This is a genomic window from Anabaena sp. UHCC 0204, from assembly GCF_009711975.1.
Classification (GTDB): domain Bacteria; phylum Cyanobacteriota; class Cyanobacteriia; order Cyanobacteriales; family Nostocaceae; genus Dolichospermum.
Map to the genome: position 1 here is coordinate 100,113 of NZ_VIKW01000002.1, position 13,196 is coordinate 113,308.

At 37.3% G+C, this 13,196-nt stretch carries 11 protein-coding genes; 7 read left to right on the forward strand and 4 right to left on the reverse strand.

Features of this window, described 5'->3' with window-relative positions:
• Positions 1-39: 39 nt before the first annotated feature.
• Complete coding sequence (locus FJR04_RS02025) at positions 40-495, reverse strand: YraN family protein (protein WP_168491343.1); 456 nt, start codon at positions 493-495, stop codon at positions 40-42.
• A gap of 14 nt (positions 496-509) precedes the next feature.
• Here FJR04_RS02025 and FJR04_RS02030 point away from each other — a divergent pair, with 14 nt between their 5' ends.
• From FJR04_RS02030 to FJR04_RS02045, 4 genes are all read left to right on the forward strand, one after another.
• Positions 510-1,013, forward strand: a complete 504-nt coding sequence (locus tag FJR04_RS02030; RefSeq protein WP_168491344.1) for a pentapeptide repeat-containing protein — start codon at positions 510-512, stop codon at positions 1,011-1,013.
• Positions 1,014-1,098: 85 nt separating this feature from the next.
• Complete coding sequence (locus FJR04_RS02035; protein WP_168491345.1) at positions 1,099-2,499, forward strand: adenylate/guanylate cyclase domain-containing protein; 1,401 nt, start codon at positions 1,099-1,101, stop codon at positions 2,497-2,499.
• Positions 2,500-2,634: 135 nt separating this feature from the next.
• Positions 2,635-3,525 carry a phosphorylase gene (locus FJR04_RS02040; RefSeq protein ID WP_168491346.1) on the forward strand — a complete coding sequence of 297 codons (891 nt, stop codon included), beginning with the start codon at positions 2,635-2,637 and terminating at the stop codon, positions 3,523-3,525.
• 317 nt (positions 3,526-3,842) lie between these two features.
• On the forward strand, positions 3,843-5,201 hold the full coding sequence (locus FJR04_RS02045) for a cysteine desulfurase-like protein (protein WP_174763493.1): 1,359 nt from the start codon (positions 3,843-3,845) through the stop codon (positions 5,199-5,201).
• Between the two features lie 105 nt (positions 5,202-5,306).
• Here the strand turns inward: FJR04_RS02045 and FJR04_RS02050 are convergent, their stop codons facing one another.
• Positions 5,307-7,580 carry a bifunctional (p)ppGpp synthetase/guanosine-3',5'-bis(diphosphate) 3'-pyrophosphohydrolase gene (locus FJR04_RS02050; RefSeq protein ID WP_168491348.1) on the reverse strand — a complete coding sequence of 758 codons (2,274 nt, stop codon included), beginning with the start codon at positions 7,578-7,580 and terminating at the stop codon, positions 5,307-5,309.
• 292 nt (positions 7,581-7,872) lie between these two features.
• Between FJR04_RS02050 and patD the strand changes: the two genes are divergently transcribed.
• Positions 7,873-8,226: a heterocyst frequency control protein PatD gene (patD, locus tag FJR04_RS02055; RefSeq protein ID WP_168491349.1), complete on the forward strand. Its 354-nt coding sequence runs from the start codon at positions 7,873-7,875 to the stop codon at positions 8,224-8,226.
• A 135-nt stretch (positions 8,227-8,361) separates the two neighbouring features.
• On the opposite strand, the gene FJR04_RS02060 is transcribed toward patD, so the two are convergent.
• On the reverse strand, positions 8,362-9,309 hold the full coding sequence (locus FJR04_RS02060; RefSeq protein ID WP_168491351.1) for a hypothetical protein: 948 nt from the start codon (positions 9,307-9,309) through the stop codon (positions 8,362-8,364).
• 207 nt (positions 9,310-9,516) lie between these two features.
• Between FJR04_RS02060 and FJR04_RS02065 the strand changes: the two genes are divergently transcribed.
• Entirely contained in the window at positions 9,517-10,758 is a 1,242-nt protein-coding gene (locus FJR04_RS02065; RefSeq protein WP_168491353.1) for a hypothetical protein, read from the forward strand.
• A 239-nt stretch (positions 10,759-10,997) separates the two neighbouring features.
• The gene (locus FJR04_RS02070) at positions 10,998-11,720 is read left to right on the forward strand and encodes a hypothetical protein (protein ID WP_168491355.1); all 723 of its coding nucleotides are present in this window, start codon (positions 10,998-11,000) and stop codon (positions 11,718-11,720) included.
• 80 nt (positions 11,721-11,800) lie between these two features.
• On the opposite strand, the gene FJR04_RS02075 is transcribed toward FJR04_RS02070, so the two are convergent.
• The gene (locus tag FJR04_RS02075; RefSeq protein ID WP_168491657.1) at positions 11,801-13,090 is read right to left on the reverse strand and encodes an ABC transporter substrate-binding protein; all 1,290 of its coding nucleotides are present in this window, start codon (positions 13,088-13,090) and stop codon (positions 11,801-11,803) included.
• Between the last annotated feature and the right edge of the window lie 106 nt (positions 13,091-13,196).

The following is a 13,196-nucleotide window of genomic DNA, read 5'->3' on the forward strand; positions in this document are numbered from 1 at the left end:
AGTGTCATGAAGTGAAAAATAATTCTTTCTTAACCGTTGTTATTGTCCAAAAGCTGCCTCAATGTATTGTCGCAGCTTAAACTTATATGCAGATGTAGATAAACTATCTAAAAATCCTTCCTCTATAATTTTCCTATTGTCTAGCTCTTTTGATATGCGTTCATAGTGAACCAAGGCGACATCAAAGCGACATGGATAGTCAGCCTTTTCCGGATATTCAGCTAAAAATATTTCCGCTGTCCGCCACAGTTTAGCCTGTTTTTGGAGAGTAATAGCATTAATCCCCCCTTCATCCCAATTACCGACACTGCGGGTTTTCACTTCTATAAATGCCACCATTGTGTCTTGGTATTGAGCAATAATATCAATTTCTCCCCAACGACAGCAAAAGCGACGGTGCAGAATTTTCCAACCTGTAGATTTTAGCCACTTAGCTACTAGCTCTTCACCTATGTTGCCAATCTCTGCATAATTAGATGGAGAAGGATTAACCATTTATCAAAAATATCATGAATACTAAGAATCGAAATTGGGCAAGTATACTCAGTTTATTACTTTGGGCAATCATTTCTACCATAACAGCAATAGGTAGCGTACCTACAGCGTTAGCACTGGAATATAACAAAGAAATTCTTGTTCAAGCAGATTTTTCTGGACGTGATTTAACAGACTCCAGCTTTACTAAAGCAAATCTTCGCTACAGCAATTTTAGTAATGCTAATGTAAGTGGTGTTAGTTTCTTCGCAGCCAATCTAGAATCAGCAAATTTGCGGGGAGCTAATTTAACTAATGCTACATTAGATGCAGCGCGTTTGATTAAAACCGATTTAACCAACGCCATTTTAGAAGGTGCATTTGCCGCTAACGCCAAATTTGATGGTGCTATAGTTGAGGGAGCAGATTTTACCGATGTATTACTGCGTACAGATGAACAGAAGAAACTATGTAAACTGGCTAAAGGCACTAATCCTGTAACAGGTAGGGATACCAGAGAAACTTTAGATTGTCCTTAGATGATTTGATATCTAGATTCTCGACTTTTCAAAGAAGTCGAGAGTCTCTTTTCCTCAAATTCAATCATACTGGAGAAAATAGCGGATGCTCAAACCGGTAAAAACTTGCCTAAAACTCTTTCAAGCAAAGCTATCAAGGTATATAGTTGGCTGGGTATTTACTAGTATTGTTGTTGTCGAAATCGCAATTTTAATACCTTCTTACTTTCGTCGGGAACAGGAATTACTTACCAATTTAGAAAATGTTTCTAGTGAGGTTCTTTCTTCCATTCTTGTCAATATTCAAAAGGGAGAAGATTCTCAGAAAATTCTCCAGATGATCAGTCAAAAACTCAAACCTAGTTCTGTGATTTTAGGTGGAGCATTGTATCACGCTAATGGAGACTTAGTAGGAACATTTGGTGAAAAACCGACTACTTCATGCAATGATCTGGGTCAAGCACATATGATTCGGGTACAAAGTCAAAATGGGACAAGGTATGATGTAGCTTGGTCTGCGTCAATGTTTGAGGGAAAATATATATTAATTATTCGTCATAATTCTGCACCAGTGAAAGAGGAATTATTTGCTTTCTCCTTGAGGGTAGCAGGGTTGGTATTTATCATCTCAGTTTTTGTGACTCTAACCACTATATTAATTTTGGGAATAACAGTAATTAGACCAATTTTACAATTGCGGGATGATTTGATCATTGCTGGAGAAGCCATTAGTCAAAATGGTGATGATCCCGTTTTTTTAACTATGTCGAAGAAACGCGAAGATGAAATGGGAGAGGTAATATTAGCATTTTACCAAATGTTTACCAGAGTTAGACAAGAAATACGCGATCGCCAACAAGTAGAAATTTCCTTACGCAATGAACAGGAAAAATCTGAACGCTTGCTATTAAATATCCTTCCCGCAGAAATAGCTCAACAATTAAAACAACAACAAAGCGCAATTGCTAATCGTTTTGATGAAGTGACAATCCTTTTTGCTGATCTTGTTAACTTTACAGAATTAGCGGCTCAAATCTCACCTATTGAATTAGTCAATTCTTTAAATCAGATTTTTTCCAGTTTTGACTGTTTAGCAGAAACTTACGGTTTGGAAAAAATCAAAACTATTGGTGATGCTTATATGGTAGTTGGTGGTTTACCAAATCCCCACCCAGATCATGCTGTAGCCGTCGCTAAAATGGCATTAGATATGCAGCAGGAAATTACTAAATTTCAAACCCCTACAGGTCAATCTTTTCAACTCAGAATTGGCATTAATACAGGTTCTGTAGTGGCTGGTGTGATCGGTTTAAAAAAGTTCAGTTATGATTTATGGGGAGATGCAGTAAATCTAGCTAGTCGCATGGAATCTCATGGTATTCCCGGCAAAATCCAAGTTTCTGAAACTACTTATTTTTTAATTAAAGATGAGTTTAAATTAGAGGAACGGGGCATAATTAAGGTTAAGGGGAGGGGAGAATTAATTACTTATTTTTTAATTGCTTGATTTTATGTTTTTTTATTATATAATTTTAACGAACCGCAGAGGCGCAGAGAACGCAGAGATGGAGGAATAAGAGATATTTATTTGAGAATTGCTATATAATAATTTGTATGAGTAATAAGATCAATTTTAAAAGAGATGAATCAGCAAAAAATCCTACTTGAACCAGGTACTTTATGGACAAAGATTAAAAAAACAACAGAACTGGCTTTAAAATCTGGGGCTTTAAAATCTATTCCTACAGAGTTAGAAGTTGTTGAAGAAGCAGGAGTAAAATTCGTTGTCAGAATTTTAGAAAATATAAATCGTAAAAAAGTTGATCAAGAAAAAAAAGATCAACAAGCTGCTCAAACTGGGAAAGAATTTAATCCCTTTTTACCTTACGAAGAAGATTTATTTGTCACAGATATTTCTCATACCCATGTTTGTATTTTAAATAAATTTAATGTGGTTGATTATCACTTACTAATTATCACCCGTGCTTTTGCAGAACAAGAAAGCTTACTTACCCTAGAAGACTTTACAGCTATGTGGGCTTGTTTAGAAGAATTTGAGGGTTTAGTATTTTATAATGGTGGTAAACTTGCAGGTGCAAGTCAACGTCATAAACATTTACAAATTGTCCCGTTTGCAGAAACAGATATACCGATTTCACCACTTATCAAATCCACAAAATTAGCAAATTCTCTGGGAAATATCCCAGAATTTCCCTTTTTACACGCATTCACTACTCTTGATAGTGGAGAAAGTGCCGAAGTAACATTAAAAAAATATCATACCTTACTGGAAAATGTAGGAATTAAACCTCTAGAAAATAATATCCAATCAGGAGCATATAATCTTTTAATTACGCGAGAATGGATGTTAATAGTCCCTCGACAATGTGAAGAATTTGCGGACATTTCCATCAATTCGCTAGGATTTGCAGGAGCATTATTAGTAAAAAATCAACAACAAATGCAATTACTTAAAGATATCAAACCCATAAACATTTTAAGCAAAGTTGCGTTTACTAAACAACAAAATTAAAAATAATAATTGACCGCAGATAAACGCAGATAAACGCGGATGAATTAATTGATTTCATAATTTTGTGCAGTCCCACATAAAATTGGTATTAGATTACAATCTAAGTTAATAAGTAATTGGACAAAAATATTTACAGTCATTGCGAGCGAAGCGAAGCAATCCCAACCCTTGCGATTGCTTCATTCCACTTCTTTCCATATGGCTAACGCCACGCTCCGCGAACGCAATGACATTGTGTAATTAATTCTGTCTCACTACTTATATTTCTTCCTTTGCGCCTTTGCGTGAAACCTTCATCAAAAAAAAGAAGAAAAATCATGGAATCTCTAGACATAAAATGGATTCGTTCTCAGTTTCCCGCATTGACACAAACAATCAACGGAAAACCAGCAATTTTCTTTGACGGACCAGGTGGAACACAAGTACCCGGTGGAGTATTAGACGCAATTAGTGATTATTTAGTCAGATCAAATGCCAATGCTCACGGTGCTTTTGCTACCAGTATGCGAACCGATGCCTTAATTACTTCCGCAAGAGCAGCGATCGCCGACTTCTTAGGATGCGATAATGATGAAGTAGTATTTGGCGCAAACATGACTACTCTCACCTTCTCTATGAGTCGCGCTATCGGTAGAGAATTACAACCAGGTGATGAAATTATCGTCACAAACCTAGATCATGCAGCCAATATTTCTCCCTGGTATGCTTTAGAAGAAAAAGGTGTAATTATTCGGGTTGTTGATATCAACATTACCGACTGTACATTAGATTTAAATGATTTAGAACAAAAACTTAATTCCCGAACAAAATTAGTAGCAGTTACTTATGCTTCCAACGCCGTCGGCACAATTAATGATATTACTAAAATAGTCAAACTCGCCCATAAAGTCGGAGCTTTAGTATATGTAGATGCCGTCCATTATGCTCCCCATGCACCCATTAACGTCCATCATTTAGACTGTGACTTTTTAGCCTGTTCCGCTTATAAATTCTTTGCGCCTCATGTAGGAATTCTCTACGGAAAAAGAGAACATTTAGCCAGATTTTCCCCTTATAAAGTTAAAGCCGCATCTGATGAAATTCCCTCAAAATGGGAAACAGGAACATTAAATCATGAAGGTTTAGCCGGATTAGTAGCAGCAATTAATTATTTAGCAAAACTAGGTTGTCATGTTTCCCCAACCTTAGATAATGAATTACTTTCCTCCTTAATAGAAGCCGATAGAGAAGGCTTAACCACCTTCCATTGTCCTCGCTTTCTGACAGAAATAGAACAACCAAACCATGAATTAGCATCAGCTTATCATAGCCGTCGAGCCGCATTAGTCGCAGCCATGTCAGCCATTCAACAATATGAAAGAGAACTAAGCAAAAAACTCATTTCCGGACTACTAAAAATCCCTAATTTAACCTTATATGGAATTACCGAACCCAGCCAATTTACATGGCGCACACCAACAGTATCTATGCGAATAGAAAGAAAAACACCAGCAACCATAGCCCAAATATTAGGAGAACAGGGAATATTTGCGTGGTACGGTAACTTCTATGCAATCAACCTCACCGAAAAACTAGACCTAGAAACATCAGGAGGATTCTTGCGAATAGGAATAGCCCATTACAACACAGCCGCAGAAATAGATCAACTTCTGCAAACCTTAAATGAAATTATGTAAAACTTCTAAATTACAGCCATTTTCATGAATCTTTCTGTATCTCTTTCTCTGTGCCTCTGCGCCTCTGCGTGAGATAAAAAATATGAAAATAGCTGTAACACCCCACTAACCGCAATCCTCAGCCTCACAAAGACGACGAACATTCAGAATATCACTCATTTTTTTAAGTTGAGCAAATAAATGTTCCAATTGAGAACAATCGCGGACATCAATACCCAAATCCATCAAAGCAGGTTGTCCCAGAGAAGTTTTCACTTGAGCATGACGGACATTAATACCTTGGTCACTCAACCGTGATAAAACATCCTTTAATACCCCCACACGGTCAAGCGCCTCAATTTGTAAATTAATAGGATAAGTATGAGGACGACCGCGATTTTCCATAGCTGAGTTCCAACGCACGGGAACTAACCGCTCATACTCAACATGATCTACATTATGACAGCCTTGGCGATGGATTGATATTCCTCTACCGCGTGTGACAACACCCACAATTGGTTCACCGGGAATAGGGGTACAACAGCCAGCAATATGATGAACCAAACCCTCCACTCCAATAATGGGAGAATCACTAGCACGAGAACTAATTGGTGGTGTATCCCGTGAAGTTTTTGCTGTTGATTCTTTGGGAATAAATGTAATGACATCAGTAACAGGTTGTCTCGCTTTAACGACTTCCCGCCAACGGTTCAGCACTAAGTTTGAGGTAATTTCCCCATATCCCAAACCCGCAAGTAAATCTTCCACACTGTGATAATTACATTTTTCCGCCACAGTGTGCATAGCATCAGATTTGAGCAAACTTTCAAAACCAGTTTTACCCAATTCCTTTTCTAATAAATCTCTGCCTCTAGCGATATTTTCTTCTCGGCGCGATCGCTTGTACCATTGTTTAATCCGATACTTAGCCGCTGAAGTGCTAACAAAATTTAACCAATCTAAACTAGGATGACTATTCTTTTGGGTAATAATGTCAACAATATCGCCATTATGCAGTCGCGTTGACAAAGGCACAATGCGTCCATTTACTCTTGCTCCAGCACAGTGATTTCCAACTTCTGTATGAATCCGATAGGCAAAATCTATACTTGTAGAACCAGGACTTAAAGGCACAACATCCCCCTTAGGGGTGAAGACATAAACGTCATCTTCAAATAGATTGTCTTTAACACTATCTAAGTATTCCTGAGCATCTTTTAAATCACTCTGCCAATCTAGCAACTGGCGTAACCAAGTAAACTTTTCCTCAGAGCTTGTTAAATTAGTATGATCAGAACCACCGGTTTCTTTATATTTCCAATGGGCAGCAATTCCATACTCCGCAATATGGTGCATTTCCAAGGTGCGAATTTGCACTTCTAAAGGGCGGCCAGTCAAGCCAATTACCCCAGTATGGAGGGACTGATAATGGTTTGGTTTAGGCAATCCAATGTAGTCTTTAAATCTACCAGGAATGGGACGAAAAGAATCATGAACCACTGCCAAAGCCCGATAGCATTCTTCATTCGTTTGGACAATAATTCGCAGCGCCGCCAAATCATAAATTTCATGAAATTCCTTTTGCTGCCGTTGCATTTTTTGATAAATGCTATAAAGGTGTTTGGGACGACCGCTAATTTCCAGACAATTAACACCAGCTTTGAGTAACCGACGGCGCAAAGTATCCGTAGCCTTGAGTAATTTTTCTTCCCGTGCCGTGCGTTTTTCAGCTACACTTTGCTGAGTTTCTCGATAGGCTTCTGGTTCTAAATATTTAAATGCTAAATCTTCTAATTCCCATTTAATTTGCCAAATTCCCAAGCGATTCGCTAAAGGAGCAAAAATATCTCGTGTTTCTTGGGCGCTGCGTTGACGACTAGCTGCTGACATATATTGAAGAGTTCGCATATTATGCAAACGGTCCGCCAGTTTCACCACAATTACCCGAATATCTTGCGCCATAGCCAAAAACATTCGCCGGAAGTTTTCCGCTTGACTTTCGGTTTTGCTAGTAAAGTTGATTTTCGATAACTTAGTCACGCCTTCTACCAACAGCCGTACTTCTGGACCAAAACGTGCTTCTATATCTTCAACTGTAATTTCTGTATCTTCAACTACATCATGGAGTAAACCGGCTGCTATCATAGCAGGACTACCACCTAATTCACGGAGTATTTCAGCTACAGCAACAGGATGGGCAATATACGGTTCTCCCGATTTACGAGTTTGACCCCCATGTAGTTGATAGGCAAACTGAAATGCCCGACAAATTAAGGCGTTACCGTTATACGTTCGGTCTTCTTCCTCAGTAAGTATCGGTGCAGGTGGTTCAATTAAACATTTGTTAAGCCAGTCTGGGAGAACGACATCAATGGGGGATTTGATAGCTACACTACTCATAAAATCAAAAAGGTGATATGTGGATAGGTTAGGAGATAAGTCAAATTGACAGCACCTCTATAAATAGATGCTGTCGTCTAGTGGTCTAGAAACAAAGTTGGAGATGATGATGTCCTAATTGCCTGTGGTCATCATCCATAGTCAGTTTCCTTCAAACATAATCAAAAAAACTATTGACGACAAACCAAGCCTCAAACTAAAATTTGAGACTTGTGGTTTTGATAAGAAACAAAAGAAAGTTGGTTGTATAAGAAAATTTTCTTGACATTAATACTATCTTAACTAGCAACAGATGTCTTTTAATTGTGATAAATATCAGGAATTGGCAACATTTCTAGATGAGTTACGGGCTAATGTAACGGTAGGTAAAGTTAATTTACACGAATTAAAGCAGAATTTAGCCCAATTACAGGAATTTTTTGTGCAGCAAATTGTCCCTTTAGTTGATGCTAACTACCTGGAACAGTCCTATAAAACGGAGATAAATAAGCAATTGCGGCTGTTGGAAGTAGATGTCATGTTTCTCCAAGGTGCAAAGCAATTAACAACATCACAATCGAGGCTGAAAACCATTGAAGAACGTATTGACACTTTAAGCAAATATTGTCAAGCTATTACCCAGCCAATAAAACAGGAAGAAAAATAAATTTTTACATATCGCTTTTATTACCTTACCTTTATGGGATGTGAAGTTGGCGGTTTGAGTTAGATTAGATAAGAGTTTTTTCTCGCAGAGACGCAGAGGCATGGAGAAGAGCGCGGAAGGAATTTATTTGAATTTTCAGTTAATATTTTGACTATTAACTGCTTTTTGAGCGTAATTTATGTATTTCTGATAATCAATTATCTTTTGCTGTGCTGCTTCATAATTAGGATCAGAAATTGGTACTTTTTTCATCATTTCTATAACTTTTTCCCATGCAATACTTGATTGATACCACTCGGCTTTACTTTTAGCAATGCGAGTTATTTGTGCTGCTCTTTTAGCTAAATTCATAGCTTCTTCAAATTTATTTTTTTGTTGTGAAATTGAAGATATTGGGGAAGTTATTGATGATTTTTTTGATTCTTTCATTTGAGTGAAATCATTATCTCCCTTTAGGTTATTTGGTTCTACTTTTACATGATCAATTTGAGATTCTTGGTTAGGAATAGTATTTGTTAATGAGATTGACAATAAACGTCTTTTAAATAAAAAATCAACTTGATAAATTAATGCCCCAGTAGTTATCCAAGTTAATCCCAATATCGTTAATATAGTTTCTTGATAACTTTCATAATCTCTATAAAACTTGGTGGTTTCATAAAAATTTATATCCGAAATAGGACTTAAAAATATAGTGAGAAGAGATGCTATTAGTGAAGATAAACAAATAACTAACCAACCATATAAACCTTCCCAAATACTCACTATTGTTGGTATATATCCTTGAACATTTTGCATCTCTGGAGATTGAATTTTAGGGAATAATTTTTTGATAAATATATGAAATATATGGTGAGTAAAAGTAATTATAAAAATTGGCAAGATAATTACCAAGATTGTAACTATCATGAATAATTCTGGACTATTGGCAAAATTAGCCATTTTATAGCCAATATTACCAGTAAATGATATTATTCTAATAATAATTCCTAAAAATAAGGCTAAAATAAAGGCTTTTAACCAGGAACTAGGATATGGAAACCACTCTGGCCAAGTAGATTTGTTCGGCTTCGGCTTAGTCATAACTGCTACAAAGTAAATTATACGTATAGTATCACTATAGTGTCATTTTAAACTTAATATTTATACCACACTCTTGATTTCTCTCTGTGACTCTGCGCCTCTGCGTGAGATAAAAAAAGTGAAGCCAACTAAAAATTCTCTAAAATAAACAAGTAACCAGAAAATGGTAAATTAATTTCAGTTGTAACTATTCTAAATCCTGTTTATATGTTTACTCGAATCCGTCGTCTTTTAAGTCGTTTTTTTAATAACTCTCGGACAGTTAACAATGAACCACTAAATAAAGTAAGTTTAATTGTAATTATCTTAGTTGATATTTTCATTCTCATCAACGTTTTTACAGGTTTAAATAATATTAGTGAATGGCATCTTAGCCCATACCAAGCTTATCCATGTTATACCGAATGGGATAATTACAAAACACAAACTACCAAAAATAAAGATTATGAAATCCTGAGAAATTCATTACCTTACGGTAGCAATGAGCAAAGAGTTCGGCAAAGATATCAAGATGTAGAAGTTGGACATTTAGGTAAAGTTTCCGAAATATGTTTGAACTATGGCGAGTCTAAAGATAAACTGAATAATCCGCAAAATCAGAAAATTCTCACAACAATAAATCAGACACAAGATAAAATTAATAGTCTTGAACAAGCAAATGCTACTATTCGTCAGCAATATGATTCTACGCTATTAGAAAAAATTGCTGGACAATCTTCAGCAAATTCGATTAATCAAGTGCGTGCAGAAAAAGCTAAACAGGAATTAGCACAAAATAGCCAGAAAATTTCTACTTTAAAACAGGAAATTAATAATCTACAGAATCAACTGCTGACAAAACCTGAAAGTATCGCTTTTCTGTCTTTTCTCAAAGATGAAACTAAATTTAATCAAGTTAAAAAAGGCTATGAAGACGCTTCATTTTGGTATCCTAGCATCCAACTATTTTTTCAATCTATCTTTTTAGTTCCATTAATTTTGATTGCATTATTAGTTAACAACTTTAGCCAAAACAAAGGATATGGATTAATAGCATTAATTAGCTGGCATTTGCTAGTTATATTTTTAATTCCGTTAATTCTGAAAATATTCCAATTTCTACAAATTGGTATTATCTTTCAATTTTTATTTGATGTCATTAGTTCCCTGTTTGGGGGATTAATTTTCCTAATTAGTTACGCTTATATTTTGCTAATTCCCTTAATTGGCTTTGGCATGATTAAATTCTTCCAAACAGTTGTATTTAATCCTAAAGTTCAAGCAGTTAGCCGAATTCAAAAATCCCGCTGTATTCGGTGTGGAAAGAAAATCCGTCCTCAAGATAACCACTGTCCACACTGCGGTTATTATCAATATGTAGAATGCCACAATTGTCATAATTTGACCTACAAAGAATTACCTTATTGTCATCATTGTGGTGCTGATCAACATTCCCATACCAGTGCTTAAAAACCGAGAGGACTATATATTTTATTACAAACACCCTGAGAGAATGCGTCTTGGAGATGATCCGGAAGAGTAAACCACAGTTATCAAGTCCCTAGTCTCTATCTTTTGTTTATTGCCTTTTCAGCCTCTAGTCTCTATCTTTCCGTTGGATATTCGTGTTAAATGGTGAGTATTAACGAAATTTGTTAACTTAAGATGATATCTACAAGGTGTCAATCTTAACCTATTGAGGACTGAACATGAGAAATATTATTCTTCGTAAAAGTTTTTTAGCCTTACCAAGTCTGGCCGTACTGACAATTTTAGGTAGCGGATTATCTGTAAATGCTCAGACAGCCGAACCAGAAACAATAGACTTATCCACAAACCAAGAATTAATATCCACCGTTGCTACCGAAGAAATAGCCAACCGGACAATGACACCTCAACCAGGAACAGTGGAAACTTCATCAGCCATGCTCAATCCTGGTTTTACAGAACCTAGCGCACAAACAGAACCATCGAATCAAGTAGCACAAGCTGACATTGAAATAGGAAGAGGAACTCGTGGTGGTAGTAGCTATATTGGTGTTGGTGGAAACATTGGTATCTCTGGAGGCTCTTCCGACTTGAGTGATGGTAACTTCAGCGTTATTAGTAAAATTGGTATCACCAGAACTCTATCAGCTAGACCATCCGTCCTCCTCGGAAACAACACAACAATTCTGATTCCTGTCACCTACGACTTTTCCTTTCAAACAGCAGATCCATTTGCTGAACCTTTAGCGATCGCTCCTTATGTAGGAGTAGGTGCAGTCATTAAAACTGGTGATCAATCAGAAACTGCTTTTCTAGTAACTGGTGGTGTAGACGTACCTCTAAATAATAGATTTACAGCCACGGCTGCTGTAAACGCTGGCTTTTTTAATGAAACTGATATTGGACTTTTATTAGGAGTTGGTTATAACTTCAGTGGATTTTAAAAGATAGGAGTTCCGTAGGGGCGCAGGGTCTGCGCCCAGCATATCAGAGGAAAAAAGAAAATTCCTCCCCTGCTTCCAATCTACTTAGGACTAACCTTATCAATCACCTTAATTTTACCGTCATCTCCGACAGTCCAGACATCGTAAGTACCAATGACATCGCCGTTAGCATCAACATCCACATCACCGCTTGCGCCTTGGTAATTGATCTGTTTCCCTTCTTTGAGTAGCTTCAATCCTGCACAGACATCACTTACAGGTGTACCATCGCCAGTGGATACTTCCCGAATTTTACTAGCAATACCCACCCCTGTATTATCCTTAGCAGCTTGGGCTGCTAATACCAATAACGCCGCAGCGTCCCAAGCTTGAGGTGCGTATTCTCCTGGTGAACCACCTTTTTTCTCTTGCCAAAGTTTATTAAAATTTTCTAACCCTTTACCGCTAGAACCAGGGACTGTCCCAATAGCCCCAGATAAAATATACTTGCCGTCACTACTTTTACCTACTTGTTCGGGGAAACTAGCGGATTTTACACCGTCTGTGAGTAAAATCTGTACTCCTTTAGTCACACCTTGCTGGTAAGCAGCTTTGAGAAATAAACTCCCAGTTTCCGCATATAACACACCTAAAACTGCATCTGGTTTTCCAGCAAAGGCAGCATTTGCTTCTGTATCAAAAGTTTGAGCTTTGGGATCGTAGCGAACAGGTTTATCCTTATTAACTACTGTTCCTCCTAATTTTTCAAAAGTTTCCACAAATGCTTTTTCAAAACCCACACCATAGTCATTGTTAATCACTACTGTGGAAACTCGTTTAAAACCTTTTTGTTTAGCAAGTTGGGCTAAAGCTAATGCTTGGTAAGTATCAGGAGGCGCAGTCCGCGCCCAATATCCCTGAAAGTCGCCTTTTTTAGCTTTGTCGGTAAATACGGGGCTAGTGCTTCCAGGAGAAATTAGCATCACCTTATTCGGAACAGCCACAGAAACCGCCGCAGTCGAAACGCTACTAGCAAAAGAACCGACTACACCAGCTACCTTATCTAAAGTTGCTAATTTCGTCATCCCCGCAGCGCCCGCTTTGGGGTCGGTTTGGTCGTCTACTTCGACTAAACTGACTTTTTCACCATTCACACCCCCACAAGCATTGACTGTCTCTACAAGTAAGGGAACTGAACCTACCATTTGTTGGCCAATGGAAGCCAAGTCACCTGTTGTTGGTAATAAACTACCAATTTTTAATCCTTTAGCATTACTGGTAGTATTACTTCCGGTAGGTGATGAAGGATTAGGATTTTCGCAAGCGGCTAGAAACAACCCACTGGCTAGGGTAGCTATACTTAAAGCTAGGGAAACACGAGGTCTTAACATAGAGAGATTAACTTCTGATATATTCACAAAACTTAATACAGATACATCTGCATTAACTCTTTAAATCGTAAATGATAACATTCTTGTGACCTATCCAGAAATCATT

Coding starts and splice junctions, on each gene's coding strand:
- FJR04_RS02025 (WP_168491343.1), bottom strand. CDS start 495: ATGGTTAATCCTTCTCCATCTAATTATGCAGAGATTGGCAACATAGGT.
- FJR04_RS02030 (WP_168491344.1), top strand. CDS start 510: ATGAATACTAAGAATCGAAATTGGGCAAGTATACTCAGTTTATTACTT.
- FJR04_RS02035 (WP_168491345.1), top strand. CDS start 1,099: ATGCTCAAACCGGTAAAAACTTGCCTAAAACTCTTTCAAGCAAAGCTA.
- FJR04_RS02040 (WP_168491346.1), top strand. CDS start 2,635: ATGAATCAGCAAAAAATCCTACTTGAACCAGGTACTTTATGGACAAAG.
- FJR04_RS02045 (WP_174763493.1), top strand. CDS start 3,843: ATGGAATCTCTAGACATAAAATGGATTCGTTCTCAGTTTCCCGCATTG.
- FJR04_RS02050 (WP_168491348.1), bottom strand. CDS start 7,580: ATGAGTAGTGTAGCTATCAAATCCCCCATTGATGTCGTTCTCCCAGAC.
- patD (WP_168491349.1), top strand. CDS start 7,873: ATGTCTTTTAATTGTGATAAATATCAGGAATTGGCAACATTTCTAGAT.
- FJR04_RS02060 (WP_168491351.1), bottom strand. CDS start 9,309: ATGACTAAGCCGAAGCCGAACAAATCTACTTGGCCAGAGTGGTTTCCA.
- FJR04_RS02065 (WP_168491353.1), top strand. CDS start 9,517: ATGTTTACTCGAATCCGTCGTCTTTTAAGTCGTTTTTTTAATAACTCT.
- FJR04_RS02070 (WP_168491355.1), top strand. CDS start 10,998: ATGAGAAATATTATTCTTCGTAAAAGTTTTTTAGCCTTACCAAGTCTG.
- FJR04_RS02075 (WP_168491657.1), bottom strand. CDS start 13,090: ATGTTAAGACCTCGTGTTTCCCTAGCTTTAAGTATAGCTACCCTAGCC.